The organism is Micromonospora sp. WMMD1076, assembly GCF_029581475.1.
Lineage (GTDB): Bacteria > Actinomycetota > Actinomycetes > Mycobacteriales > Micromonosporaceae > Micromonospora > Micromonospora aurantiaca.
The window spans coordinates 1,714,224-1,740,721 of the sequence record NZ_CP120862.1 but is presented as its reverse complement, the minus strand read 5'-3'; the positions used below and the strand labels follow the sequence as shown (position 1 = coordinate 1,740,721).

General features: G+C 73.2%; 25 protein-coding genes. 6 read left to right on the top strand and 19 right to left on the bottom strand.

Going from position 1 to position 26,498, the window contains the following annotated elements:
• Window position 1: 1 nt before the first annotated feature.
• From O7622_RS08615 to O7622_RS08575, 9 genes are all read right to left on the bottom strand, one after another.
• Window positions 2-1,363 (bottom strand): DUF58 domain-containing protein, encoded by a 1,362-nt coding sequence (locus O7622_RS08615; protein WP_282312746.1) that lies wholly within the window; start codon window positions 1,361-1,363, stop codon window positions 2-4.
• Window positions 1,363-2,361 (bottom strand): MoxR family ATPase, encoded by a 999-nt coding sequence (locus tag O7622_RS08610; protein WP_282312745.1) that lies wholly within the window; start codon window positions 2,359-2,361, stop codon window positions 1,363-1,365. The genes O7622_RS08615 and O7622_RS08610 overlap by 1 nt, the downstream gene beginning before the upstream one ends.
• Complete coding sequence (locus tag O7622_RS08605) at window positions 2,361-2,945, bottom strand: hypothetical protein (protein WP_282312744.1); 585 nt, start codon at window positions 2,943-2,945, stop codon at window positions 2,361-2,363. Before O7622_RS08605 ends, O7622_RS08610 begins: the two co-directional genes overlap by 1 nt.
• Window positions 2,942-3,673, bottom strand: coding sequence for a DUF4129 domain-containing protein (locus O7622_RS08600; protein WP_282312743.1), 732 nt, complete (start codon window positions 3,671-3,673; stop codon window positions 2,942-2,944). Before O7622_RS08600 ends, O7622_RS08605 begins: the two co-directional genes overlap by 4 nt.
• Window positions 3,674-3,693: 20 nt before the next feature.
• Entirely contained in the window at window positions 3,694-4,407 is a 714-nt protein-coding gene (locus tag O7622_RS08595; RefSeq protein WP_282314089.1) for a uracil-DNA glycosylase, read from the bottom strand.
• Window positions 4,408-4,426: 19 nt separating this feature from the next.
• Window positions 4,427-5,140, bottom strand: coding sequence for a dienelactone hydrolase family protein (locus O7622_RS08590; RefSeq protein WP_282312742.1), 714 nt, complete (start codon window positions 5,138-5,140; stop codon window positions 4,427-4,429).
• A 237-nt stretch (window positions 5,141-5,377) separates the two neighbouring features.
• Window positions 5,378-6,337 (bottom strand): hypothetical protein, encoded by a 960-nt coding sequence (locus tag O7622_RS08585; protein ID WP_282312740.1) that lies wholly within the window; start codon window positions 6,335-6,337, stop codon window positions 5,378-5,380.
• Window positions 6,334-6,666, bottom strand: a complete 333-nt coding sequence (locus O7622_RS08580) for a PadR family transcriptional regulator (protein WP_041798804.1) — start codon at window positions 6,664-6,666, stop codon at window positions 6,334-6,336. Before O7622_RS08580 ends, O7622_RS08585 begins: the two co-directional genes overlap by 4 nt.
• Window positions 6,667-6,714: 48 nt before the next feature.
• A complete protein-coding gene (locus O7622_RS08575; RefSeq protein ID WP_282312739.1) occupies window positions 6,715-6,867 on the bottom strand; it encodes a hypothetical protein in 153 nt (50 codons plus the stop codon).
• A gap of 214 nt (window positions 6,868-7,081) precedes the next feature.
• Between O7622_RS08575 and O7622_RS08570 the strand changes: the two genes are divergently transcribed.
• Window positions 7,082-7,270 carry a hypothetical protein gene (locus O7622_RS08570; protein WP_282312737.1) on the top strand — a complete coding sequence of 63 codons (189 nt, stop codon included), beginning with the start codon at window positions 7,082-7,084 and terminating at the stop codon, window positions 7,268-7,270.
• A 98-nt stretch (window positions 7,271-7,368) separates the two neighbouring features.
• On the opposite strand, the gene O7622_RS08565 is transcribed toward O7622_RS08570, so the two are convergent.
• The 5 genes from O7622_RS08565 to eno are packed head-to-tail and all read right to left on the bottom strand — an operon-like array spanning window position 7,369 to window position 11,386.
• A complete protein-coding gene (locus tag O7622_RS08565; protein ID WP_282314088.1) occupies window positions 7,369-8,298 on the bottom strand; it encodes a Ppx/GppA phosphatase family protein in 930 nt (309 codons plus the stop codon).
• Between the two features lie 48 nt (window positions 8,299-8,346).
• Complete coding sequence (locus O7622_RS08560) at window positions 8,347-8,856, bottom strand: amino-acid N-acetyltransferase (protein ID WP_282312735.1); 510 nt, start codon at window positions 8,854-8,856, stop codon at window positions 8,347-8,349.
• Between the two features lies 1 nt (window position 8,857).
• Complete coding sequence (locus O7622_RS08555) at window positions 8,858-9,415, bottom strand: DUF501 domain-containing protein (protein ID WP_282312734.1); 558 nt, start codon at window positions 9,413-9,415, stop codon at window positions 8,858-8,860.
• 23 nt (window positions 9,416-9,438) lie between these two features.
• Entirely contained in the window at window positions 9,439-10,074 is a 636-nt protein-coding gene (locus tag O7622_RS08550) for a septum formation initiator family protein (RefSeq protein ID WP_282312733.1), read from the bottom strand.
• A 28-nt stretch (window positions 10,075-10,102) separates the two neighbouring features.
• On the bottom strand, window positions 10,103-11,386 hold the full coding sequence (gene eno, locus O7622_RS08545; protein WP_013284093.1) for a phosphopyruvate hydratase: 1,284 nt from the start codon (window positions 11,384-11,386) through the stop codon (window positions 10,103-10,105).
• A 212-nt stretch (window positions 11,387-11,598) separates the two neighbouring features.
• Between eno and O7622_RS08540 the strand changes: the two genes are divergently transcribed.
• Together O7622_RS08540 and O7622_RS08535 are read left to right on the top strand one after the other, a co-directional pair.
• Complete coding sequence (locus tag O7622_RS08540) at window positions 11,599-12,291, top strand: hypothetical protein (protein WP_282312732.1); 693 nt, start codon at window positions 11,599-11,601, stop codon at window positions 12,289-12,291.
• On the top strand, window positions 12,288-12,539 hold the full coding sequence (locus tag O7622_RS08535; protein WP_282312730.1) for a hypothetical protein: 252 nt from the start codon (window positions 12,288-12,290) through the stop codon (window positions 12,537-12,539). Before O7622_RS08540 ends, O7622_RS08535 begins: the two co-directional genes overlap by 4 nt.
• A 73-nt stretch (window positions 12,540-12,612) precedes the next feature.
• On the opposite strand, the gene O7622_RS08530 is transcribed toward O7622_RS08535, so the two are convergent.
• The 4 genes from O7622_RS08530 to mfd form a co-directional block, all read right to left on the bottom strand.
• A complete protein-coding gene (locus tag O7622_RS08530; RefSeq protein WP_282312729.1) occupies window positions 12,613-14,232 on the bottom strand; it encodes a DUF885 domain-containing protein in 1,620 nt (539 codons plus the stop codon).
• 497 nt (window positions 14,233-14,729) lie between these two features.
• A complete protein-coding gene (locus O7622_RS08525) occupies window positions 14,730-15,710 on the bottom strand; it encodes a nucleoside triphosphate pyrophosphohydrolase (protein ID WP_282312728.1) in 981 nt (326 codons plus the stop codon).
• On the bottom strand, window positions 15,707-16,477 hold the full coding sequence (locus O7622_RS08520; RefSeq protein WP_282312727.1) for a SurA N-terminal domain-containing protein: 771 nt from the start codon (window positions 16,475-16,477) through the stop codon (window positions 15,707-15,709). The genes O7622_RS08525 and O7622_RS08520 overlap by 4 nt, the downstream gene beginning before the upstream one ends.
• A gap of 163 nt (window positions 16,478-16,640) precedes the next feature.
• Entirely contained in the window at window positions 16,641-20,306 is a 3,666-nt protein-coding gene (mfd, locus tag O7622_RS08515; protein ID WP_282312726.1) for a transcription-repair coupling factor, read from the bottom strand.
• A gap of 155 nt (window positions 20,307-20,461) precedes the next feature.
• Here mfd and O7622_RS08510 point away from each other — a divergent pair, with 155 nt between their 5' ends.
• Window positions 20,462-21,373 carry a cyclase family protein gene (locus tag O7622_RS08510; protein ID WP_282312725.1) on the top strand — a complete coding sequence of 304 codons (912 nt, stop codon included), beginning with the start codon at window positions 20,462-20,464 and terminating at the stop codon, window positions 21,371-21,373.
• Window positions 21,374-21,384: 11 nt separating this feature from the next.
• On the opposite strand, the gene O7622_RS08505 is transcribed toward O7622_RS08510, so the two are convergent.
• Complete coding sequence (locus O7622_RS08505; protein ID WP_282312724.1) at window positions 21,385-22,425, bottom strand: S66 peptidase family protein; 1,041 nt, start codon at window positions 22,423-22,425, stop codon at window positions 21,385-21,387.
• Window positions 22,426-22,509: 84 nt separating this feature from the next.
• Between O7622_RS08505 and O7622_RS08500 the strand changes: the two genes are divergently transcribed.
• The gene (locus O7622_RS08500; RefSeq protein ID WP_282312723.1) at window positions 22,510-23,538 is read left to right on the top strand and encodes a hypothetical protein; all 1,029 of its coding nucleotides are present in this window, start codon (window positions 22,510-22,512) and stop codon (window positions 23,536-23,538) included.
• A 123-nt stretch (window positions 23,539-23,661) separates the two neighbouring features.
• A complete protein-coding gene (ppc, locus tag O7622_RS08495) occupies window positions 23,662-26,448 on the top strand; it encodes a phosphoenolpyruvate carboxylase (RefSeq protein ID WP_282312722.1) in 2,787 nt (928 codons plus the stop codon).
• Window positions 26,449-26,498: the final 50 nt, after the last annotated feature.

The following is a 26,498-nucleotide window of genomic DNA, read 5'->3' as shown; positions in this document are numbered from 1 at the left end:
CTCACCGCAGCCCCGCCTTCGGGGCGGTCGCCAGCCGGGCCACGTCGCGCAGCACCTCGTCCAGGCTGCCCGCGCCGGCCCAGCGCACCACCGGCACCCCGTGCTCGCGGAGCTGGCCGATCATCGTGTCCCGGTCCAGCCGCCACAGCCGGTACGCGACCTCGGCCCAGCCCCGCTCCTTCGGCACCGGCAGTTCGGCCGGCAGCGTGTCCACAGCCACCACGAACCGCCCGCCCCGGGCCAGCCGGGCCAGCATCTGCGCGGACCGCTCGTCGAGCAGCGGGGTGAGCACCACCACGAGCGCGTCCGAGGAGAGCACCTGCGGGCCGAAGACCTGGTCGTACGGCTCGTGCGGGGACGACTCGGCCCGCACGTCGAGCAGCCACTCCAGCACTGTGAGGCACTGCCGCCGCCCGGTGGCCGGACGCAGCCGCCGGGCGGCCGGCCCGTACTCCAGCATCGACACCCGGTCGCCGCGGTGCAGGTAGTGCTCGGCGATCGCGGCGGCGGCCCGCACTGTGGTGTCCAGCACCGACGCCGCCCCGTTCACGCCACCGGAGCGGCCCGCCTCGGCCAGCACGTCCAGCAGCACCACCACCTCGGCGTCCCGGTCCGAGAGCGTCGCCGCGACGTGTAGCTGGCGGGCCCGCAGCGACACCCGCCAGTCGATCCGGCGCAGCCGGTCGCCGGGCGCGAAGACGCGTACCCCGGCCAGTTCGCCGCCCTCGCCCGGCCGCCGCGAGCGGTGCGCGCCGACCAGCCCGGCGGCCCGGGGCATCGTCTCGACCGCGTCGAACGGCTCGGTACGCGGATAGACCCGCGCCCGGATCGGCTCGGTGATCACCGCGCGGGAGACCAGCAGCCCGTCGGCGGCGGCGACCCGCACCCCGGCCGGGCCGATCGGGTGCCGTCCCCACCGCAGGGCGGTGCCGGTCAGTTCCAGGTCGACAGCGCTGCCCCGCGGTACGGAGGTGACGAACGGGCGGTCAGCGCCGCCGGAGCGGCTCACGTCCAGCCCGGCACCGCCGAAGCCGACCTGCTCCACCCGCAGCCAGCGCGACATCCGGGTCCGGACCACCGCCAGGTCGTACCCGACCAGGTCGGGGTTGGCCACCGCGACGGTGGCGGCCAGCGGCGTGCCCTCGACCAGGTGGGTGTCCCCGACGCCGAGTTCCAGCTCGGGCAGCGCGGCGGGGCGGCGGCGCAGCGCGTACGCGGTCCCGAGCGCGAACGGTGTGGCGAGCACCACCAGGTCGATGCGGCCGAGCAGGACGGCGGCGACGAGCAGCACACCGGTGAGCAGCACGGCCCGGCCGAGCGCCCACGTGGGCGCCCAGCCGCCTGCCGCGTCGGCCCGGTCCATCAGCGTCCGGCGGCGTAGCTGGGCAGCGCGCCGCTCGCCGGGGCGGGCGTGGACTCCAGCACCTCGCCGACCACGAACGAGGGGTCGACGCGGCGCAGCCACATCTCCGGCCGCAGCGTGATCCGGTGCGCCAGCGCGGGCGCCGCCACCGCCTTGACGTCCTCCGGCACCACGTAGTCCCGGTTGGCGAGCACCGCCCGCACCCGGGACAGCAGCAGCAGCGCCAGCGAGCCGCGCGGCGACGCGCCGACGAGCACCGACGGGTGCTCCCGGGTGGCAGCGGTGAGCGCCACGATGTACCGGCCGACCGAGTCCTCGACCACCACGTCCTCCAGCGCGGCCTGCATGGCGCGCAGCGTGGCGGCGTCCACCACCGGCTTGATCTCCGCCTCCTCGCGGCGGCGGGCGATCCGGCGGCGCAGCACGTCCCACTCCTCGTCGTGGGTGGGGTAACCGAACGACACCCGCAGCAGGAACCGGTCGAGCTGCGCCTCCGGCAGCGGGTACGTGCCCTCGTACTCGATGGGGTTGGCGGTGGCGAGCACGTGGAACGGCTCGTCGAGGCGGTAGGTCACACCCTCCACCGAGACCTGCTTCTCCTGCATCGCCTCCAGCAGCGCCGACTGCGTCTTCGGCGGCGTCCGGTTGATCTCGTCGGCGAGCAGCAGGTTGGTGAACACCGGCCCGGCCCGGAAGGCGAAGTCGCCGCTGCTCTGGTCGTAGAGGAACGAGCCGGTCACGTCGGCGGGCAGCAGATCCGGGGTGAACTGGAGCCGCCGGAAGTCCAGCCCGAGCGCCTGCGCGAAACAGCGCGCGGTGAGCGTCTTGCCCAGGCCGGGGAGATCCTCCAGCAGCACGTGACCACCGGCGAGGATGCCGGCCAGCACCAGCTCCAGCGCGTCCCGCTTGCCGACCACGACGGTGCCGACCGCCTCCAGGACGGCCCGGGCGAGCCGGCCCACCTCGGCGGGGGCCATGCTCCGGTCCACGTCGTTCATCAGATCTTCTCCAGTTCGGCGACGATCGCCGCGAGGTCGCGCGGCGACGGAGGGCGGCGGACGGGGGTGGCGAGGAACGTCCACAGTGGCTCGCCGAGCACCGCCCGGGCGCGGGCCGGGTCGGACTCACGGGTGACGCCGTGGCGCTGGCGCAGCCGTTCGTCGGCCAGCTCGCCGAGGCGGGGCAGGATGCGTTCGGCGAACCGCTCCTGGTTGCCGGCGCACCAGTCCAGCGGGCGCTCCCAGCCGTTGATCGCGGTGCGCAGCGCGTCCCGCGCGGACCAGTTCCAGGTGCCGGGCTCCTCACCGGCGGGCGCCCGGGCGCCCGCGCGGGGCGGTGGCGGGGGTGACAGCGCGGTGGTGACCCGGCGTACGGCGAGCACGGCGAGCACACCCGCCACGATGATCCAGATCGGCACCTTCAGGCCGACCGCGCGCAGCCCGACCACGACCACCACGACGACGGCGGCGGTGACCGCCGCGGTCCGCAGCAGCAGACGCGCCCGGCCGCCGCCCGAGGGGCGGACGTCCTCCCCGGCGGGCTCCTCGCCGAACGACAGCAGGTCGTCGATGCTGGTGCTCACGACGCCTCCCCCGCCAGGCTGGTCAGCTCACCGCGTAACCGGCGCAGCGCGGCGCGGGCCTGGTCCCGGGTGTGCTCGTCGACCGGGTGCGTGGCGTACCGGGCCTCCCGGTAGACGTGCGCGAAACCGTCGAGCACGTCGGCGCTGGCGATCGCCGGGATGCCGGCCGCCGGGTCGCCGCGCAGCAGCCGGCCGACCAGGTCGGTCGGGGTGTCACCGGTGTGCCGGGGCACACCCGCGTCCTCGGCGGCCTCCTCCAGGCGTACCCAGCAGGCGATCACAGCGGTCCGCGGGTCGGTGGAGCGGTCGTCCAGTTCGACGAGTCCGGCGTCGAGCGCGGCCACCACCTCGCGGGCGGTCCCCTCGGCGGTACGCCTGGTGCGCCGCACCGGCACCGCGCGAGTCGTGCGCCGCAGCGCGCCCCGCAGCACGTTCCACAGGACGTACCCGACGGCGCCCAGCACCACCGCGGACAGCAACACCACGGCGGCGGAGGCCAGCCAGCCCGGCACACCGCCCGAGGTGGACTCACCGACGGCGCGGGGTTCCACAGGGATCGACGGCACCGCCTCGGGCGACGGGTAGTCCGGCACGTACGGGATGGTGTCGGCGGCGGGCGGGATCCGGCTGGCCCCGATGGCGGAGTGACCGGCGGCGAACGCGGCGAGCGCGAGCAGCATCGTCACCGCGGCGACCGGCCACCACCTGCGCAGTACGCCGAAATCCATCCCACCGCCTCAGGTGCTCCTCAGTCCACCCCGGCCAGGTCCTTCGCCCGGGTGAACACGTCGTCCAGCATCGCCGGTGTGAGCCGGCCGGTGAACGTGTTCTGCTGGCTGACGTGATAGCAGCCCAGCAACGCCGGCACCGACTCGCCGGACCAGTGTGCCCCATGACCGAAGGCCGGTCGCGGTGTGGGCGGTCGCTGCCCGTACACCTGGCGTAGCACCGGCCACCACGCGGCCCACGCGAACGCGCCCAGCGCGACCACGACGCGCAGCGTGGGCCGGATCAACTCGACCTCGCGGTGCAGCCACGGCGCGCAGGTGTCCCGCTCGGCCGGGGTGGGTTTGTTGTCCGGCGGCGCGCACCGCACAGCAGCGAAGATGCGGGTGTCGTACAGCGTCAGGCCGTCGTCGGCGGACACGCTCGTCGGCTGGTTGGCCAGCCCGGCGCGGTGCAGCGCGGCGAACAGCACGTCACCGGACCGGTCCCCGGTGAAGATCCGGCCGGTGCGGTTACCGCCGTGCGCCGCGGGCGCCAGGCCGAGAATCGCGATCCGGGCGTCCGCCGGACCCAGGCCGGGCACCGGCCGTCCCCAGTAGTCCTGGTCGCGGAAGGCCGCCCGCTTGACCCGGGCGACCTCCTCCCGCCACGCCACCAGGCGCGGGCAGGCGAAGCAGTCGCTGACCGCGCCGTCGAGGTCGGCCAGGTCGGTCGCCCGCGCGGCGCGGGCGACCACGTCCTGCGGGGTACGCGACTCAGCCAAGCTTCGCCCGGAACAGTTCCAGCGTGCGGGCCCAGGCGGTGGCGGCCGCCCGCTGGTCGAAGTGCTCCGGCCGGTCCTCGTTGAAGAAGGCGTGCGCGGTGCCCGGGTAGTCGAACGTCTGGCAGGTGCCACCGGCGGACTCGATGGACCGGCGCACGCTCTGCACCCCGTCGGCGGCGGACAGGCCGTCCGCCTCGGAGCAGTGGATGAGCGCGGCCTTCCCGGCGTAGCCGGCCCAGTCGGTGCGGCCGGCGTTGTCCGCCGCGCCGACGGCCATGCCCTCCCAGGGCAGGCGCGGGTAGAACCCGGCCGTTGCCACGATGCGCTCGGAGAACGTGCCGGACCACAGCGCCAGGCTGGCGCCCGCGCAGAACCCGGCACAGCCCACCTTGCCGGCGACCTCGGACCGGCTCGCCAGGTATTCGGCGGCGGCGGCGATGTCGCTGGCCGCCTCGTCCATCTGGGAGCTGTTCAGCATCAGCCGCGGCTCGGTCGGCTTCACGGCCGGCCCGCCGTGCCGGAAGTCGGGCGCGAGGGCGACGAACCCGGCCTCGGCGAAGCGGTCCACCACGGCCCGGACGTGGGGCACCAGTCCCCACCAGTCCTGGATGACGATGACCGCCGGGCTGGCCGCACCGCCGGAGGGTATCGCGAGATACCCCTCGCTCGTCCCCCCGTTGCCGGTGAAGCTCACCATCTCGCCCATGGGCCCGTCCTCCTAGCGGTCAGTCATCATTGGCTGGTCGCCCAGTTGGCTGCTACGTGCCGGTAGCGTGCCACGCGGTCACCGGCGCGGGGAAGATGGAACAACAGTGGCATTCACCTCCTGTCGACCTCACAGACGACCGCCGGACGCCTCGTGGCGCAGGCCAGCGAGATCTTGGACGATTCCGGCCCCTACGAGGGACCTTTCGTACCAAGATCTCGCGGGATCGCGCGTGTTCTAGCGCGTTGACGTGGGTTCCGGGGAAGCGCTGGTGGTGGGCGCGGTCGGGGCGGGCGCGGTCGGGGCGGCACTGTCTGCGGGTGCGGGCGGCGGGGCGATCGACGGCGAGGCCGGCGCGCCGAACGGTGCCAGCTCGGGGCAGTACGGGTAGGCGTTGCGGGGTGCGGGCACGGCGCCGGACGAGTCGAGGCAGTTCGGCCAGCCGAGCCGGATCGGCACGCCGTTCTGGTCGAACAGTTGCGCGTCGCGGATCAGCCGCCCCTGCTGGTCGTAGACGAAGACGTCCTCGATCCGGTCGTACCGGTGGTCCACCGACGTCTGCTCGTAGCCGCTGTATACGTCGGTGTCGGCGCGTTCGTCCACCTGCGCCAGCACGGCGAACGAGAACAACAGCAGCGCGGCGGTGGCGATCTGGTGCAGTTGCCGCCGCCACCCGGTGATCCCGGCCGAGCGGCGACCCCACCACATCGACACGACGATCGCGCCCATGAGCAGCAGCAGCCCGCTGGAGCTGTTGCCGTCGAGCCGGGGCACCAGACCGGAGCGGCCGTCCACCATCCACGCCACGAGCAGGGCGGCCAGCCAGCCGCGCATCAGCCACCAGGCCGGGCGCAGCGGACGCAGGAAGTCGCTCACCGTCTCGTGCCCGAGCACCGGGCCGAGCTGACGATCCAGCAGACGTAGCTGAGTGGCCGCCTGAGCCCGGGCCTCGGCCAGGCGGTGGAAGCGCGCCGGTCGCCGACGCGGCTGGGCACCGGCGGCGGCGCGCAGCTCGACCGCGTACGCCTCGGGGGTGCCCAGCCGGTCCACGAGCGCGCCATCGCCCTCGGCGGCCACCTCGGCGAGGTGTTCCGGCAGGTCCTCGGTCAGCTCGTCGCGCATCTCGGGCGGCAGGTCGGCGAGCGCCGCGCGTACCCGGTCGACGTAGTCAGTGATCTCCTGCCCAGTGACGGTCATGCCGCCATCCCCCGATCGTCGAGCAGTGCGTCCATGGTGGTGGCGAACGAGCGCCAGGTCTTGCCGGAGCGGGTGAGCTGGTCACGCCCGGCCGTGTTCAGCGAGTAGTACTTGCGGTGCGGCCCGGACTCGCTGGGCACCACGTACGTGGTGAGCAGGCCTGCGGCGAACAGCCGGCGCAGCGTGCCGTAGACCGAGGCGTCGCCGACCTCGGTCAGGCCGGCCTCGCGCAGCCGCCGCAGGATGTCGTAGCCGTATCCGTCCTCGTCCTTGAGCACGGCGAGCACCGCCAGGTCGAGCACGCCCTTGAGGAGCTGCGTGGTATCCACGCTCCGCACACTAGTTCGCAATCCACACTACCGTCAATCACACAGCACCTACAGGCGGGCGGTCCACCCGATGAAACGGTCGAACAGGTCGGCCGGGTTCGGGTTGGTGCGCAGCAGGTCGGCGGTGGCGTCGAACAGGCAGCCCGCCATGTGGATCGACAGGGCGACGCGGTCACGGCGGTAGTCGAGGAGCAGCAACAACCGCGCCGGCTGGCACGGCCAGGGGGCCGCGCACACCCGGCACAACCACAGGGGCCGCATCGGTACGTGCGGCAGCACGGCCCGCCGACTGCGATCGGGTACGGGAGAACAGTTCCTCACGGTCATCCCCCGATCGTGCCGCTTTCTATTGTCACCGTCAATAGTCTCCGTAGTTGTCGCTGTTCGACGACGCCGACGCTGCCATCGTCAACGTGTGGAGCTGGTAGGCGTGTCGGAGATCCGGGCGATGCTCGGCAACGTGTCGCGTCAGCGCGCATCCGTGATCGCCAACCAACGCAACTTCCCGGAGCCGATCGCCGTGCTGGCGATGGGCAAGGTCTGGCGGAAGTCCGACGTCGAGAAGTGGATCAGGGAACACCGCCCCGACCTCGCGTCGGACTGACGCGGCCCTCGCCGTCGACCAAGGAGTTGGCGTCCCCGGAGGCGCCCGGATCAGGCACGAACTCCTTGATCACCGCCTGAGAAGACAGCGGGACGAGGCTAGGCGAGACTCCAGGCGATGCCGTCGAGGATGTCGTGCTCGGAGGCGACCACCGACGGCATTCCGGCCCGCTCCATGATGATCCGCAGCACCAGCGCGCCCGCGCCGATCACGTCGGCCCGCCCCGGGTGCATCACCGGGTACGCCAGCCGCTGCTCGCTGCTCTTGCCGAGCAGGTCGGCTGTCACCTCGGCCACCTGCTCGTACGAGACGCGGGCGTGGTGGATGCGGCTCGGGTCGTACTCTCGGAGCCCTTCGGCCAGGGCGACCACTGTGGTGACCGAACCGGCGAGCCCGACCAGCGTGGCGGCCTCGCGGCCGGGCACGGCGGCGAGCGCGCGGTCGACGGCGGCGGCGATGTCGGCCTCGGCGGCGGCGATCTGCGGCGCGGTCGGCGGGTCGTCGTGCAGGTGCCGTTCGGTCATCCGGACGCAGCCGATGTCCACCGAGATCGCGCCGCGCACCCCGTCGGCGCGGGTGCCGACGACGAACTCGGTCGAGCCGCCGCCGATGTCGACCACCAGGTACGGCGGTTCGGCGTCGGCGGGCAGGCCGCGCACCGCGCCGGTGAACGACAGGCGTGCCTCCTCGTCGCCGGTCACCACCTCGGGTGGTACGCCGAGCGTGCGCTCGACCATCGTGCGGAAGTCGGCGGCGTTGGAGGCGTCGCGGGAGGCCGAGGTGGCACACATGCGTACCCGGTCGGCGCCGGACTTCTCGATCTCTGCCGCGTAGTCGGCGAGCGCCACCCGGGTCCGCTCGACGGCCTCCGGCGCGAGCATGCCGGTCTGGTCGACGCCCTGCCCCAGCCGGACGATCTCCATCCGCCGGCTGACGTCGGTCAGCGGCGCCGAGGCCCCCGCGGATGCCTCCGGCAGGTCCGCGATCAGCAGTCGGATCGAGTTGGTCCCGCAGTCGATGGCGGCCACACGCGCACTCACGGCGCCCACCCTACGGCAGGCAGGGCGGGCGCGCGGTCAGAGGCGCAGCAGCATTCGGGTGTTGCCCAAAGTGTTGGGCTTGACCCGTTCCAAGTCCAGGAACTCCGCCACGCCCTCGTCGTACGAGCGCAGGAGCTGCTCGTACACCGGCTGCGGGACGGGTGCGCCGTCGATCTCGCGGAAGCCGAACGAGGCGAAGAAGCCGGTCTCGAACGTGAGCACGAAGATCCGGGCGATGCCCAGCTCCCGCGCCGCGTCGATCAGCCCGCCGACGATCCGGTGCCCGATCTTGTGGCCCCGGCAGGACGGGTCGACCGCCACCGTCCGGATCTCGGCCAGGTCCTCCCACATGACGTGCAGCGCGCCGCAGCCGACCACTGTGCCGTCCGACGTCACCGCGACCCGGAACTCCTGCACGTCCTCGTACAGCGTCACAGTCGCCTTGCTGAGCAGCCGCCGGTCGTCGGTGTAGGTGTCCACCAGCCGCCGGATGCCGCGCACGTCGGTGGTGCGGGCCCGGCGGACCGTTATCTCGTCGGCGCTCATCTCACTCCGCCGGCGGCACGTCCACGCAGGGGCCGGCCGCCCACCACTTCTCCACAAGCGCCAGCGTCTCGTCGCCGAACGGGTTGACCCCCGGCCCGGCCGCGAGCGCGTGCCCGAGGTGCACGTGCAGGCACTTCACCCGCCCCGGCATGCCGCCGGCCGAGATCCCGGCGATCTCCGGCACCTCCCCGATCGACTCCCGGCGGGTCAGGTAGTCCTCGTGCGCCGCCCGGTACCGCGCCGCCAGCTCCGGATCCTCCGCGAGCCGCTCGGCCATCTCCTTCATCAGCCCGGCCGACTCCAGCCGGCTGCACGCCGCCGTGGCACGCGGGCAGGTCAGGTAGAACAGCGTCGGGAACGGCGTGCCGTCGGCCAGCCGGGGCGTCGTCTCCACCACGTCGGGCAGACCACAGGGACACCTGTGGGCCACCGCGCGGGTGCCGCGCGGCGGGCGTCCGAGCTGCGCGGCCACCGCGGCCAGGTCGGCCTCGGTGGCCGGCTGGCGTTCCGGCGGGGGTACGGAGTCCGCCGCCGGCTCCTGCGGTGGTACGACGCTCAAGGAAGTGCCTTTCGTGTGGTGCTCTACTTGTCCCCGCGGTCGGCGTTGGCCGCCTGCACGCTCGACCACAGGGTGTCGTACCAGGGCTCGGGCGGCTTCGGCGCCCCCGGCTTCGCGTCAGTGCCGGCGTCCTTGGCGGCGCCCTCCGCGTCGGAGAGCACCACCAGCAGCGTCTCGCCGGGCTTGCCCATGAAGAACCGTTCCCGGGCCCGCGTCTTGACGTACTCCGGGTCCTTCCACTTGGCCGCCTCGGCGGTGAGCCGCTCGATCTCGGCCCGCTGGGCGGCCTGCGCTGCTTCCATCCGCTCGATGTCGGCCTGCTGGTCCAGGTAGAGCCGGACCGGATAGGTGTACGCCAGGGCGAGCGCGATCAGCACCGCGAACAGCACTGTGGCGCGCCCGGTGAAGCGCCGGGGTTGGGGTGCGGTGAGCCGCTTGACGGGGCCACCGGCGGCGGTACGCCGGGCCGCTGCGGGACGGCTCGCGGAGCGTACGCCGTCGGTGGCACGGGACGCGCCGGATGACCGGCCGGCGGCGCGCGCCTCCGCGCGGACGCCGTTGTCGCGTGCCGTGGACCGGACCCGGGCGCCGCCCGTCCGGCCGGGCTGACCCGGCCGGCGGGCGGGCCGCCGGCCATCCGGTGTGCGGCGCTGCTGCATCGTCACACCCCTCCCCCGGAGCGCTCGCTCAGGCCGAACGGTAGCGCGGGAACGCGCCCGCACCGGCGTACCGCGCCGCGTCGGCCAGCTCCTCCTCGATCCGCAGGAGCTGGTTGTACTTGGCCACCCGGTCCGAGCGGGCCGGCGCGCCGGTCTTGATCTGCCCGCAGCCGGTGGCGACGGCCAGGTCGGCGATGGTGGTGTCCTCGGTCTCGCCGGAACGGTGGCTCATCATGCACTTGAAGCCGGCCCGGTGGGCCAGGTCGACGGCGTCGAGCGTCTCGGTGAGCGAGCCGATCTGGTTGACCTTCACCAGCACCGCGTTGGCGGCCTGCTCGGCGATGCCCCGGGCGATGCGCTGCGGGTTGGTCACGAACAGGTCGTCGCCGACGATCTGGATGCGGTCGCCGAGCGCGGCGGTGAGGGTGGCCCAGCCGCTCCAGTCGTCCTCGGCCAGCGGGTCCTCGATCGACACGATCGGGTAGTCGCCGGCGAGCTTGGTGTAGTAGTTGCTCATCTCCTCGGCGCTCTTGGCGCTGCCCTCGAACGTGTAGGTGCCGTTGTCGAAGAACTCGGTGGCGGCCACGTCGAGCGCGAAGACGATGTCGGTGCCGAGCCGGTAGCCGGCCTTCTCGACGGCCTCGGCGATCAGGTCCAGCGCGGCGGCGTTGGTGGGCAGGTTCGGGGCGAAGCCGCCCTCGTCGCCCAGGCCGGTCGACAGGTCCTTCTTCTTCAGCACCGACTTCAGCGCGTGGTAGACCTCGGCGCCCGAGCGCAGCGCGTCCCGGAACGTCGGCGCGCCGATCGGCGCGATCATGAACTCCTGGATGTCGACGTTCGAGTCGGCGTGCGCGCCACCGTTGAGGATGTTCATCATCGGCACCGGGAGCAGATGCGCGTTCGGGCCGCCCAGGTAGCGGAACAGGCTCAGCTCGGCGCTGCCGGCGGCGGCCTTGGCCACGGCCAGGGAGACGCCGAGGATGGCGTTCGCGCCCAGCTCGCCCTTGTTGTCCGAGCCGTCGATGTCGATCATCTTCTGGTCGATCAGCCGCTGCTCGCTGGCCTCGTAGCCGATGAGCTGGTCGACGATCCGGTCCTCGATGTTGGCGACCGCCTTCTCGACACCCTTGCCCAGGTAGCGATCCTTGTCACCGTCGCGCAGCTCGACCGCCTCGAAGGCGCCGGTGGAGGCGCCGGACGGCACCGCGGCGCGGGCGATCGTGCCGTCGTCGAGCCCGACCTCGACCTCGACCGTCGGGTTGCCCCGCGAGTCCAGGATCTCCCGGGCGACGATTCCCTCGATGGTTGCCACTGAGTCGCTCCTCGTTTGTGTGGTTCCGGTCCGTATGGGCCGCGACGGTGCGGCTGAGGCAGGTGTTGAACGCAGCGTATCGGTCCCCGCCCTGCCGCACCCCGCTCGGGGCGGCCCCCGAGGCGCTTGCTGAGACGGACATTCCCGGATTACCGGTCGTCAACCGGCAACCGGTTTGCGAGACGTTGCGTCGATCGACAAGGCTGGGCATCATGCCTGCCGCCTCGACGACTCTCCGCGTGCTCGCCGCCTCGGTCATCGCGTCGCTCTCGGTCACCGGCTGTCAGGCCCTGGACGACGCGAACGTCGCGCTCGGTCGCGCCGACCTGGTCAACGACCTCGCCGCGCGGATGGACCGGGCACTGGAGCAGACCTGGGCCGCCGACTACCAGATCGACGGCGGCCGGACCGCCTCGATCGCGCAGACCACGAAGCCGCTGCGGTCCACGTACACCTGGCCCGGCGGCAAGATCACGGTGACCCAGGAGTCGGTGACCCGGTGCGCGAGCACGGCCGCCCGCACCTCCTGCACCGTCTCGCCGCCCGTGCTCACCGCCGGGAAGCCGTCGGTGATCGTCTACGACGAGGCACGCAAGCAGGGCCTGGTCACGCCGCCCGCGGTGATCCGGCTGCTCACCGAGGCGGCGCTGGCGCCGGAGGCGGTCATCGAGCAGAGCGACACCACGCTCGCCGGACGCCACGCCACCTGCGTCGACGTCACCCACGACGGGGAGCGCTTCAACGCCTGCGTGACGAACGAGGGTGTGCTGGGAAGCTTCTCCGGCACGCTCGACGGCAAGCCCGCCGAGGTGACGCTGAGCCGCTACACCGAGAGCGTCGAGGCGGCCGCGTTCGCGGTCCCGGACGGCGCCGGCGTGGTGGACCGCCGCCCGTCCACGTCGTGACCCCGCCCGGGTTCCGGCCTGCCGCCGATCACGAGCGGCCGCCGGAGCCGGACGACCTGGCGCTGCCGGTGGCCGGACGGAAGCTGCTGACCGGCCCGGACGAGCAACCGCTGCGGATCGGCGCGCTGCCCGGCGACCTCGCCTGGCCCCCTGGAACCCGTAGTCGACGGACCGAGCTGACCGAGGCGCGCTGGTTCCCGGCCGACGCGCTGCCGCCCGCGTACTCCCCTCCCTGTCCCGCTGGCTGATCGACGCGGTCGCCGCCGGGCGGTGATGCGGGCCGGGTCGCCGCCGGGGCGGTGGGCCGTCCGGCGGTGGGCGTCACACCCCCAGCAGCGTGCGCAGGTGGCGCGGCGGCGGGCAGTCGTGCGCCAGCATGGCGTCGTGCCAGTCGCGCACCGTCACGCCGTCCGGCCGGGCGGCGGCGATGTCGGCCATCTCGCTGTAGCCGACGAAGTACGTGGACAGTTGCGTCGAGGTGAGCAGCGCCCGCCGCCACTTGCCGGCCGCCTCGCCCTCCTCCTGGAAGCCCCGCCCGGTCATCAACGCCATCGCCTCGGACTCGGGCAGGTCGTCGCAGTGCACGAGCTGGTCCAGCAGAGCGTTGATGGTCATCCGGAGCTGCATCTTGAGCTGCTGCAACCGCACCGGCAGCCCGCCGAAGCCGAGCCCGGCCATCAGCTCCTCGGCGTAGACCGCCCAGCCCTCCACGAACACGCCCGACTCGGTGAGCGCGCGTACCCGGGTCGCGCCGTCGTAGCGGCGGGCGTGCGCGAGCTGGAGGAAGTGGCCGGGCATCGCCTCGTGCACGGTCAGGTTGCGGATCATGTGGTCGTTGTACTCGCGGTAGAACGACTCGACCCGCTGCGCCGGCCAGTCCGCCGGGGTGGGCGAGATGCAGTAGAAGGTCGGCACGTCGGCCGTCTCCAGCGGGCCCGGCGAGTCGCAGTAGGCCACCGCCACACCCCGCGCGAACTCCGGCATCTCCTGGATGACGCACGGGTCGCCGACCATGCTGACCAGGTCGTGGTGGTTGACGAAGTCACTCGCCTCGTCCAGCGTGACCGAGGCGAGGTCGACGATCGTGGCGTCGTCCGGGTGCTCGGCGGCGAGCAGGTCCAGCGCCCGGCGTACCGTCTCGTCGTCGGCCGGACCACCGACCAGCTCGACCGATGCCGCGCGGATCTCCTCGGTGACCCGGTCGAGGTTGGCCCAGGCGCGGCGCTGCACCTCGGCGGCGCTCAGCTCGGTGTCGAGCGTGTGCCACAGCCGCGCCTCCCACCGCCGCCGGCCCAGCCGCGGGTCGCGCCCCGGACCGGCGTCCGCGGCCAGGCCCTGCCGCAGCCAGGCCACGAACTCCTCCAGCGCGACGATCGCGTCGGTGGCCGCCGGACCGACCCGGTCACGCATCGCCGGCGCCTCGGCGAGCAGCCCGGGCACCTCGTCGCGGATCAGCGCCGCCGTGCCGGTGAACTGCCCGACCGCCGTCTCCGCGTGGACCCGCGGCATGTCCCGCAGCGTCGCGCGCGCCGTCGACAGCGCATCGGGTACGGCCGACAGGCGCCCGGCCAGGCTGGTCAGGCGCTCCTCGGCCGGGGCGAAGGGACGGGCCAGCAGGGCGTGCAGCAGCGGCCCAGGGTTGTGACGCAGCGGATCCCACTCGTGGCCGCGGATCTCGGTGGCCTCGAACAGTCCCCGGTCGACGAGGCTGGTGAGCAGCGCGTGGTCGACGCTCTCCGCCACGTCGAGCGCGTCCGGGTCGATCTCCGCGAGCGCGTCGGCGGCGTCCTTCAGCATCGCCTGGTCGGCGGCGAGGGCGTCGGCGGAGAGATCGGGCAGCCGGTCGTCGTAGCGGTGATCCCCGGCGGAGGTGGCCAGCCCGGGCCGGCTCTCCAGCAACGCCTCCACGATCCGCTCCGCAAGCGGCCCGAACGACTCCATCCCCCGACCCTACCGATCATCCCGCCCACTCTCCCGCCTCGCCGCCCCCGTTGATCAAGGAGTTCGTGTCCCGGCCGGAGCCCGCACCCGGCCCGAACCCCTCGACCACCGCCGCGAGTCCGCTGGAAGGCCGGTGCCTGCCCGGGTGCCGGTTGGTCGGCCCGCGAGCGCGCCTCCGCCCGAGGCCGGCGCAGATCGTGGACGGAAACGGCCCCTACCGGGACACCTTCGTACCAAGATCTACGGCGATCCCGGGATGCAGACGACGAATCTCGACCGTCGGGAGGCCGTGGCCGAGGAAGGCCGTGCTGGGCACGGCTGGGCTGGGCACGGCTGGCGAGGTCCGGCCCGCCAGTCGACTCGACGATCTTGCACTTTGCGCCCGGGCAGATGGGGCATTTGCGGCACCGCTAGGGCCGAAAGTGCAAGATCGCGGGGAGGGGGTGGGGGCAGGGTGGGGGCGCGGGGGGAGGGTCTGGAGGGCGGCGGGAGGGGCGTTAGGTGGGGGTGGGGCGTTCGGCGGCTCGGATCGCCTCGGCGTATGCCAAGGTGGCACGGCGCAGGGCGGCCTCCGGGTCGATGCCGGCCTGCCGGGCGGCGGCGACAGTGGCCAGCAGGCTCGCGCCGAGCCGGGCCTCCGGGTCCACCTGCGACTCGGCCAACGGCGGCGGTACGGCGAGGCCGACCCGACCGGCCCGGTCCAGGATCTTCGCGGCCAGGGAGAGCGCGGGCTGGCTCAGCGCGATGCCGTCCAGCACCGAGTCGCGGGTCTTCTCGGCCCGCTTGATCCGTTCCCAGTTCGCCTCGATCTCCTCGATCGAGCCGGCCGGCTCGCCGGAGAACACGTGCGGGTTGCGCCGCACCATCTTGTCGACCAGCGTGCCCGCGACGTCGTCGACGGTCCAGCTCTCGCCCTCCGGCAGGTTCTCCGCCAGCCGGGCGTGCAACAGCACCTGGAGCAGCACGTCGCCCAGTTCCTCGCGGAGCGCGTCGGTGTCGTCGGCGCTGATCGCGTCGTACGCCTCGTAGCACTCCTCCAGCAGGAAACCCGCCAGGCTGCGGTGGGTCTGCGCCCGCTTCCACGGATCGCCGCCCGGGGAGGCCAGCCGGTCCATCACCTCGACCGCGTCGAGCAGCCGGGCACCGGGCGGGTCCCACGAGCCGTACATCAGCTCCAGCTCGGCCAGGCCGGGCTCGCGGGCCAGCCGCAACCCCAGCTCACGGGCCAGCGTCTCGTCGCCGGCCGGACCTGCCAGCCACACCGCCCCGCCGTGCGCGGCGGCGGCATCGAGCAGCGCCTGGGTCGCACCCTCGGCCACCACGCTCACGTCGGCGCCGGCCATCCGGACCGCACGGGTCAGCTCGCTCTCCGCACCGGCGAGGACCGGGGCGGAGCGTACGGCGTCCCAGGCGGCCGAGGTCAGCAGGCCGGCGGGCAGCCGGGGTGAGGTGACGAGCAGGACGATCCGCGCGGTCATGCGGCTCCGGGAGCCGGGGAGCCGGAGGCCGGCGCCTCGGGCGTGGAGATGTCGGTGACCGGGCCGTCCTGGTCGACGTACGGCAGGGAGTAGAAGACGAGCGACTGGCCGGTGTTCACGAGCGACGGCACGCCCGTCACGCCGAACCGGGGGTTGACGGTGACGTCCGACTTCTCGGCCTGCTCCTGGAGCGCGTTGCTCAGCGCGGTCGCGGTGCGCACGAACCCGGCCTCGCCGAACGCCTGCCGGACCTGGTCGACGCTCAGGCCCGGCTGGATCGCCCCGGTCTTCTCGATGGCCTGGTAGACGGCCATCAGGGACTCGTCGCTGAGGTCGGCCGGGGGCAGGCTCTGCTGGAGCGCGCCGGAGAGGTCGACCCACTCGGCCCACAGCTTCGTGTACTCGGTGGTCGCCGGCATGCGGAGTTCCTGCTGGAGCTGCTCCGGGGACACCTGGTCGGTGACCTGGAGGCCCTTGTCGGCCGCCACGCGCTTACCCAGGTCGAGCGCCACCAGCAGGTTCAGCACGTCCTGCCGGGTCACCGAGGAGCGCAGCTCCTCCGGCGACGGCGTCTGCGGCGCCTGGGTGCGGACGGCGTCCGCGTACTGCCGCTGCGCGTCCTCGTAGATCGCGTCGACCCGGTCGACGGAGTACCGGGTGTCGCCGACGTAGGCGGCGACACCCGGGGCGGAGCGGCCACAGGCGGCGAGAGAGAGCGCGGCAAGGGCCGCGACGCTGACGGCGACGAGGGAACGGCGAGCACGCATGAGGGTCACTCTCTCACGCCGAGTACCGGCCTGTGACTCCGCCCACCTCATCGCACACCGCCCCGGACCGGGCGACACCGGCCAGTTCCTCGGGCTTGCTGTGTCATCGTCCGCTCGCCACTGCGGGGCTGGCGAGACCGGCCAGTTCCTCGGGCTTGCTGTGTCATCGTCCGCTCGCCACTGCGGGGCTGGCAACACCGGCCAGCTCCTCGGGCTTGCCGAGGACGTCGGCCAAAAGCTGCCCGCACCACTCCAGCAGCGCCTGGTCGCGCAGCGGTTCGCCGCCGATCCGCCGGGTGCTCGGCCGGGGCACGCTGACCTGGTCGAGCGCCTGCTTGTAGACCGAGTCCGGGTGGTAGCGCTTGAGCCGCATCTGCTTCGAGTCGGGCAGCGGCAGCGGGCCGAACCGGATGTGCTTGCCCTGCATCGACACGTCGGTCAGCCCGTAGCGGCGAGCAAGCAGCCGGAACCGCGCCACCGCGACCAGGTTCTGCACCGGCGCGGGCGGCTCGCCGTACCGGTCGGTCATCTCGGCGACCACCTCGCGCAGCCGCTCGGCGTCGCGGGCCTCGGCGAGCTTGCGGTACATCTCCAGGCGCAGCCGTTCCACCGCCACGTAGTCGTGCGGCAGGTGCGCGTCGATCGGCAGATCGATACGGACCTCGGTCGCCAGATCGCCGGGCTCGGTGCTCTCGCCCTTGAAGGCGGAGACCGCCTCGCCGACCATCCGGACGTACAGGTCGAAGCCGACGCCCTCGATGTGGCCGGACTGCTCGCCGCCGAGCAGGTTGCCGGCGCCGCGGATCTCCAGGTCCTTCATCGCCACGTACATGCCGGCGCCGAGTTCGGTGTGCTGCGCGATGGTCGCCAGCCGCTCGTGCGCGTTCTCGGTGAGCGGCTTCTCCGGCGGGTAGAGGAAGTACGCGTACGCCCGCTCCCGGCCCCGGCCGACGCGGCCGCGGATCTGGTGCAGCTGGGCCAGGCCGAGCAGGTCGGCCCGCTCGACGATGAGCGTGTTGGCGTTCGGGATGTCGATGCCGGACTCGACGATCGTGGTGCAGACGAGGACGTCGAACTCCTTCTCCCAGAAGCCGACCATCACCTTCTCCAGCGCCTCCTCGCCCATCTGGCCGTGCGCCACCGCGACCCGGGCCTCGGGGACCAGCTCCCGCAGCCTGCGGGCCGTCTTCTCGATCGACTCGACCCGGTTGTGCAGGTAGAAGACCTGACCGTCACGCAGCAGCTCACGGTGGATGGAGGCGGCCACCTGGCGGTCGTCGTACGCCCCGACGAACGTGAGCACCGGGTGCCGCTCCTCCGGCGGGGTGGCGATGGTGGACATCTCCCGGATGCCGGTGATCGCCATCTCCAGCGTGCGGGGGATCGGGGTGGCCGACATGGCGAGCACGTCGACCGAGGCGCGGAGCGTCTTCAGGTGCTCCTTGTGCTCGACCCCGAACCGCTGCTCCTCGTCGATGACGACCAGCCCGAGAGACTTGAACCGGGTGGACGCCTGGAGCAGCCGGTGGGTGCCGATGACGATGTCGACGGTGCCGGCGGCGGCCATCTCCAGCGTCTGCTCGGTCTCCTTCGGCGTCTGGAACCGGGACAGCTGCCGGATCGACACCGGGAACTGGCTCATCCGCTCGGCGAACGTGTTGTAGTGCTGCTGCACCAGCAGCGTCGTCGGCACCAGCACGGCCACCTGCTTGCCGTCCTGCACCGCCTTGAACGCCGCCCGTACCGCGATCTCGGTCTTGCCGTAGCCGACGTCGCCGCAGATCAGCCGGTCCATCGGGACGGTCTGCTCCATGTCCCGCTTGACCTCCTCGATGGCGGCCAGCTGGTCGGGCGTCTCCTGCCAGGGAAAGGCGTCCTCCAACTCGCGCTGCCACGGGGTGTCGGGGCCGAAGTTGTGCCCCTTGGACGCCTTGCGCGCGGCGTAGAGCTGGATGAGCTGCGCGGCGATCTCGCGGACCGCCTTGCGGGCCCGGGCCTTGGACTTCTGCCAGTCCGAGCCGCCCATCTTGTGCAGCGTGGGCTGCTCGCCGCCGACGTAGCGGGAGAGCTGGTCGAGCTGGTCGGTGGGGACGAACAGGCGGTCGCCGGGCTGGCCGCGCTTGCTCGGCGCGTACTCGATGACCAGGTATTCACGGCTGGCGCCGTTCACCGTGCGCTGCACCAGCTCGACATACCGGCCGATGCCGTGCTGCTCGTGCACCACGAAGTCGCCGGCCTTCAGCTCCAGCGGGTCGATGGTGTTGCGCCGCCGGCTGGGCATCTTGCGCATGTCGCGGGTGGAGGTGCCCCGGCCGCCGGTGACGTCGTTGCCGGTGAGCAGCACGAACTTCGACGCCTCGTCGACGAACCCGGCGGTCAGGCAGCCGCAGGACACGAGCAGCTCGCCCGGTGCCGGTGCGGCGGGCACCTCCTCGGTGAGCCGGGCGCCGAGACCGGCGTCGCGGAGCACCTCGACGGCCCGCTGGGCGGGGCCGTGCCCCTCGAACACGAGCGCGATCGACCAGCCCTCACCGGCCCAGCGCTTCAGGTCGTCGACCACCCGGGAGGTCTCGCCGTGGTAGAGCGGGGCCGGCTGGGCGGCCAGGCTCACCGCGATGGCGTCGTCGGGTGTGACGTCGACAGCGGCCGGCTCGTCCTCCCAGGGCTGCCGGGCCGGCGCCGCGTCCGCCTCGACCAGGCCGAACGGCGCGAGGGTCCACCAGGGCTGGCGCAGGGCGCGGGCTGCCGTGCGTACCTCGGCCAGGGTCTTGAAGGCGGCGGCGCCGAGGTCGACAGGTGCCTGGCCGCCGACGGCGGCTGCGGCCCAGCTGGCCTGGAGGAACTCCGCCGAGGTACGGACCAGGTCGTGCGCGCGGGTGCGGATGCGCTCGGGGTCGCAGAGGAGTACGTGGGTGCCGGCCGGCATGCGGTCGACGAGCAGTTCCAGCGCGTCCGCGCCGATCAGGGCCGGAGCGAGCGACTCCATGCCCTCGACCGGGATGCCCTCGGCCAGCTTGTCCAGGATCTCGGCCAGCTCGGGGTGCTCGGCGGCCAGCGCGGCGGCCCGCTCCCGCACGCCCGGTGTCAGCAGCAGTTCCCGGCACGGCGGCGCCCACATCTGCGCCACACCCTCGATGGTGCGCTGGTCGGCCACCGCGAAGGTGCGGATCTCCTCCACCTCGTCGCCCCAGAACTCGACCCGGGAGGGATGCTCGTCGGTGGGCGGGAAGACGTCCAGGATGCCGCCGCGGACGGCGAACTCGCCGCGCTTGGTGACCAGGTCCACCCGGGCGTACGCCATGTCGGTGAGCCGGCGGGCGACCTCCTCCAGGTCGGCCTCGTCCCCGGCGGCGAGCTGCACCGGCTCCAGGTCGCCGAGTCCCTTGAGCTGCGGCTGGAGCAGGGAGCGGACCGGCGCGACGACGACCCGCAGCGGCCCGGTGCGGCCGTGCGCGTCGGCGGCGTCCGGGTGGGCGAGGCGGCGCAGCACGGCGAGGCGCCGCCCGACCGTGTCGGATCGGGGCGACAGGCGTTCGTGCGGCAACGTCTCCCAGGACGGGAAGACCGCCACCTGCTCCGGCGGCAGGAGGCTGCTCAGCGCGGAGGCCAGGTCGTCGGCCTCCCGGGTGGTGGCGGTGACCGCGAGCACGGGGCGGCCCGCGCCGCCGGCCGGCTCGTCGGCGGCGACCGCTGCCACCGCGAACGGGCGCAGCGCGGCCGGGGCGGTGAGGTCGAGCCCGTCGACCTGCGCGGCACCGGAGCGCGCCAGGTCACGCGCCCGGGCCAGCCCCGGGTCGGCCAGGGCGGCGGAGAAGAGTCCGGTGAGCATCAGTGATCACTTCCAGCGGATCGACACACGACGACGACCCCGCGTCCAGCCGGACGAGGGGTGCACCGTTCGAGCCTATCCCCCTCCACCGACGAACCAGGCCCACCCGATGTTGGATCTTGACCGGCTGCGACCGGGCGTGGTGCGGTAGGCGGATGGTCGAGTATCGGACGGTCTTCGACGCCGAGGTGGTTTTCTCCAACGGCGGCGGCCTGCGCACCGACGGGTTCCGGCTGGACGTGCCGCACCCCGACGTCACCGACGACGAGGTGGCCGCGCTGCTGGTCCGGCACCTGGGGCTGCTCATGGTCGGCGAGGTACGGATCACCAACCGGACCGTCGTCGAGGAGCCGCACAAGGGCGGGCGCGGGGTGGCCGCCCCGGCCACGGGCGGCGGGCGGAAACTCGTCGAGCTGAGTCACGTGATCACCGACGACCTGGTCACGCTGCCCGGCTGGCCCGCACCGGTGATCACCGAATGGCTGACCCGGGAGGCGTCCCGGGGCCGGTACGCGCCCGGTGTCGAGTTCCAGGTCGGGCGGATCGACATGATCGCCAACACCGGCACGTACGTGGACACGCCGTCGCACCGCTTCGCCGACGGCCCGGACCTGACCGGGGTGCCGCTGGACCGCCTCGCCGACCTGCCCGGCCTGGTGGTACGCGTGCCCGCCGGTACGCGGGCGGTGGACCGGCTGACGCTCGCCCCGTACGACGTGGCCGGGTGCGCGGTGCTGCTGCACACCGGCTGGGACGCGCACTTCGGCACCGACGAGTACGCCGCTCCGGAGGCGCCCTACCTGACCGGCGACGGTGCCCAGTGGCTGGCCGAGGCGGGCGCCGCCCTCGTGGGCATCGACTCGATCAACATCGACGACATGACTCCGGCGGCGGCCGGCCGGCGCCCCGCGCACACCGGCCTGCTGGCCGCCGGTGTGCCGATCGTGGAGCACCTGACCGGCCTGGACGCGCTGCCCCCGACCGGCTTCCGGTTCACCGCCGCCCCGCCGCGGATCGCCGGCATGGGCACGTTCCCGGTACGAGCCTTCGCCGTCGTCGACGCCTGACCGCGCCGCCGTCAGTAGCGCACCGAGATGCGGCGCTCGGCCGCGTCCACCCGGATCTCGCCGCCGTACGGGATGACCACCTGCGGGTCGGTGTGACCCAGGTCGACGTCGAAGACCACCACCGGATCGGCGGCGTAGGGGGCGAGTGCCGACAGGATCGCCGCCCGCTGGTCGGCGGCCCACGCCAGCCGCTCCGCGACCGAGTGCGGCCGGTCGAAGTCCCACGCCTTGGGGCGGCCCACCACGATCGCCGGGACGGCGGCGAGCAGACCCCGCTCGCCCATGTTCCGCATGATCCGGAAGACCTCCTGCGCGGGCGGCAGCTCCTCCGACGTCTCCAGCACCAGCACCGAGCCGGCCAGGTCGGCGGCCGACGGAACCCGGTCGGTCGCCATCAGCCAGTGCACGATCTCCAGGCAGCCGCCCCACGTCCGGCCCTGCACCACCTCGGCCGGGCCGTGCCAGCGCCAGCCCTCGGACGGGTACATCGGCGGCTCCTCGGCCAGCGTGGCCGGGTCACGCCAGTCGCGCGGCTCGTCACCCCACTCGGGGGCAGGGGTCAGCTCGTACCAGCCGGTGGTGAACAGCGCGGCGCGCAGCGAGTCGAGCGTGAGCGGGTGCGGCCTGCCGGAGCGCCCGAGGTGCACGAGCACCGAGCCGCCGTGGTAGCCGACGACGCCCAGCCGGTACAGGTGGTTCAGCACGTTCGTGTTGTCCGAGTAGCCGAAGTACGGCTTCGGGTTGGCCCGCAGCACGTCGTCGTCCAGGTGCGGCGTGACGGTGATCAGGTCGTCCCCGCCGACCGTCGCCAGCACGGCTGTGATCGTCGGGTCGGCGAACGCGGCGGTCAGGTCACGCGCCCGGTCGCGCGGGTCGGCGCCCATGACCCGGGTGGTCGGATACTCCACCGGTTCCAGCCCCAGCTCGTCGCGGAGCCGGCGCAGCCCCAGCTCGTACACGTGGGGAAAGAGACCCGGCAGGCCGGCGGAGGGGGAGACGACCGCGACCCGGTCGCCCGGCTGCGGTTTGGGGGGATAGACAGGCACCGTCATGGGCCGACGCTATCGGCCGGGACCAGCGGTTTTCACACGACGAAACCCCATCAGCCAGGCAATTGCCCGCAATAGGCTGAGGCGGTGGACGACGAGCCGGAGCTGCGTACCCGGGACTGGCTGCCCCGCACGGCGGCGCTGCTCCTCGGCACCCTGGCGCTGGCGAGCGCGTTCATCGCCGCCTACGTCGGCGCGCTGCACAAGCCGGACCCGCGCGACGTGCCGGTCGCCGTGGTCAGGAGCGACCAGCAGGCCCAGGCCGTGATGTCCGCCGTCCGCGCCCGCACTGACACGATCAAACCCGTGGGGTACGACAGCCGCGGCGCCGCCCAGGACGGCCTCACCGACCGGTCGGTGTACGCGGTGCTCAGCTCCGCCCCGGGCGGCGGCCTGACGCTCGCCACCGCCAGCGCGGGCGCGCCCGCCGCCACCGAACTCGTCAGCGACGTGTTCAGCGAGGCGGCCCGGCAGGCCGGGGTGCCACTGGAGGTCACCGACGACGTGCCGGTCTCCGCCGACGACCCGCGCGGCCTGGTCCCGTTCTACCTGGCCGTCGGCGTGGTGCTCGGCGGCTACCTGGCGTCCACGGCGCTCGGCATCTCGCTCGGCACCAGCCCGCGCGACCTGCGCGGGGCCGGGCTGCGGATCGCCACGCTCGCGGTGCACGCGATCCTGCTCGGCGTCATCGGGGCGATCCTGGTCGGGCCGGTGCTCGGCGTGTTCCCCGACCACGTGGCGACGGTGGCCGTGGTCGGCGCGCTCGCCGCGTTCGCGGCCGGGATGGTCGCCGCCGCCGTCCAGGGCTGGCTCGGGTTGCTCGGCACCGGCATCGTGATCCTGCTGCTCGTGGTGCTCGGCAACCCCGGTTCCGGCGGCATCTACGCGCCCGAGTTCCTACCGCCGTTCCTGCGCGGGATGCACCGCTGGAACGTGCCCGGCCTCGCCACCGACCTGTTCAAGTCGGCCGTCTACTTCGACTGGCGCGGCGGCGGCTGGGCGCTGACCGGGCTGCTGGCCTGGGTGGTCGCCGGGCTGGCCGGTCTGTTCACCGCGACCATGTTCCGGGCACGCCGCCGGCCGAAGACGGGACGGCACGCCGTCGAGCGGGGCTGACCGGCGGGCCGTCCCAGGGTGCAGATCATCACGCCGTCCCCCTCCTGTCCGCCGGGGCCGCGCGGATACCATCCAGAGGAGTCGGACAGCGCTGTCCTTCGTCCTCGCGTAAGGAGCGCAACCGTGACCGACCAGCACGACCACGACGGCCCCGACGCCGCTCTCCGGGCCGACATCCGCCGCCTCGGCACGCTGCTCGGGCAGACCCTTGCCCGTCAGGAGGGCCGCCCGCTGCTCGACCTGGTCGAGGAGATCCGCGCCCAGGTCCGCTCCGACGTGCCGGCCGCGGCCCAGCGCCTCGCCGGGCTCGACGTCACCACCGGCACGAAGCTGGCTCGTGCCTTCTCCACCTACTTCCACCTGGCGAACATCACCGAGCAGGTGCACCGCGCCCGGGACCTGCGCCGCCGCCGCGCCACCCACGGCGGCTGGCTGGACCAGGCGGCCAAGATGATCGCCGAGCGGGGCGTACCGGCCGAGGAGATCGCCGCCGCGGCCCGCCGGCTGGCCGTACGCCCGGTCTTCACCGCCCACCCGACCGAGGCGGCCCGCCGGTCCATCCTGTCCAAGCTGCGCGCCGTCGCCGACGAGCTGGACACCGAGACCGCGAACGCGATCCTGTACGGCGCCAGCGACGAGGGCCCGGCGAACCGCCGCCTGGCCGAACTGCTCGATCTCATGTGGCAGACCGACGAGCTGCGGCTGGACCGGCCGGACCCGACCGACGAGGCGCGCAACGCGATCTACTACCTGCGCGACCTGTACGCCGAGGCCGCGCCCCAGGTCCTCGACGACCTCGCCGACACGCTGCGCACGCTCGGCGTGGAGACGTCGCCGACGTCCCGCCCGCTGAGCTTCGGCACCTGGATCGGCGGCGACCGCGACGGCAACCCGTTCGTCACGCCGGTGGTCACCCGCGAGGTGCTGCGCATCCAGCACGAGCACGGCATCGCCGCCACCGAGAAGGCGATGGACGAGCTGATCACCGAGGTCAGCGTCTCCCGGCGGCTGCGCGCGGTGTCGCTCGACCTGTCCGCCAGCCTGGCCAAGGACCTGGACGCGCTGCCCGAGGTGGCGCCCCGGTTCCGCCGGGTCAACGCGGAGGAGCCGTACCGGCTCAAGGCGCGGTGCGTGAAGGCGAAGCTCGCCAACACCCGGGAGCGGCTGCGCGCCGACACCCCGCACGTGCCGGGGCGCGACTACCGGGGCTCGTCCGAGCTGATCGCCGACCTGGAACTGCTGCGCGCGTCGCTGGCCCGCAACTCCGGCCAGCTCACCGCCGTCGGGCGGCTGGCCTCGGCCATCCGTACGGTGTCCGCGTTCGGCCTGCACCTGGCCACCATGGACATCCGGGAGCACGCGGAGAAGCACCACGAGGTGCTGGCCCAGCTCTACGAGGCGGTCGGCGAGGTCTCCGACTACCCGGCGCTGTCCCGGCTCGAGCGCACCAAGCTGCTCGCCGACGAACTGACCGGCCGGCGCCCGCTCTCCACCCAGGACAGCCCGCTCACCGAGTCGGCCCGCAAGACGTTCGACGTGTTCGCGGCCGTCCGCGAGGCGCAGGACCGGTTCGGTCCCGAGGTGATCGAGTCGTACATCATCTCGATGACGCTCGGCGTGGACGACGTGCTGGCCGCCGTGGTGCTGGCCCGCGAGGCCGGCCTGGTGGACGTGCACTCCGGGCGGGCCCGCATCGGCATCGTGCCGCTGCTGGAGACCCCGGCCGAGCTGAACGCCGGTGGCGAACTGCTGGACGAACTGCTGTCGCTGCCCGCGTACCGGGCGCTCGTGGCGGCCCGGGGCGACGTGCAGGAGGTGATGCTCGGCTACTCCGACTCCAACAAGGAGGCGGGCATCACCACCAGCCAGTGGTCCATCCACCGGGCGCAGCGCGCGCTGCGGGACGTGGCCGCGCGGCACGGCGTGCACCTGCGGTTGTTCCACGGCCGGGGCGGCACCGTCGGCCGTGGTGGCGGCCCCACCCACGACGCGATCCTGGCCCAGCCGTACGGCACGCTCGACGGCGCGATCAAGGTGACCGAGCAGGGCGAGGTCATCTCCGACAAGTACACGCTGCCGGCGCTGGCCCGGGAGAACCTGGAACTGACGGTGGCCGCGGTGCTCCAGGCCACGCTGCTGCACACCGCGCCCCGGCAGCCGGCCGAGATGCTGGAGCGCTGGGACGCGGCGATGGACGTGGTGTCCGAGTCCGCGTTCCGGTCGTACCGGTCGCTGGTCGAGGATCCGGACCTGCCCGCGTACTTCTGGGCCTCCACCCCGACCGAGCTGCTCGGCGCGCTGAACATCGGCTCCCGCCCGGCGAAGCGCCCGAACACCGGCGCCGGCCTGTCCGGCCTGCGCGCCATCCCGTGGGTGTTCGGCTGGACGCAGACCCGGCAGATCGTGCCGGGCTGGTTCGGCGTGGGTTCCGGGCTGGCCGCCGCGCGGGCGGCCGGGCTGGCCGACGTGCTCGCCGAGATGAACCGGAACTGGCACTTCTTCCGCACGTTCCTGTCGAACGTCGAGATGATGCTGACCAAGACCGATCTGACCATCGCCCGGCGGTACGTCGAGACGCTGGTGCCGAAGAAGCTGCACCCGATCTTCGACAAGATCGAGCAGGAGTACGAGCTGACCAAGCAGGAGGTGCTCGCGGTCACCGCGTCACCGGCGCTGCTGGACAACTCGCCGGTGCTCCAGCGCACGCTCGCCGTGCGGGACACCTACCTGGAGCCGCTGCACCACCTCCAGGTGGCGTTGCTGCGGCAGTACCGCGAATCCGGCGCCGCCGGGCGTGCGGTGGTGACCGCGCCGGGTGGGCGGCGTGCCCCGAACGACGGTACGGCGCTGGAGCGGGCGCTGCTGACCACCGTCAACGGCATCGCCGCCGGCATGCGCAACACCGGCTGACGTGTAAGGAAGGGCCCCCTCTTAACGCCTCGCGCATAAGAGGGGGCCCT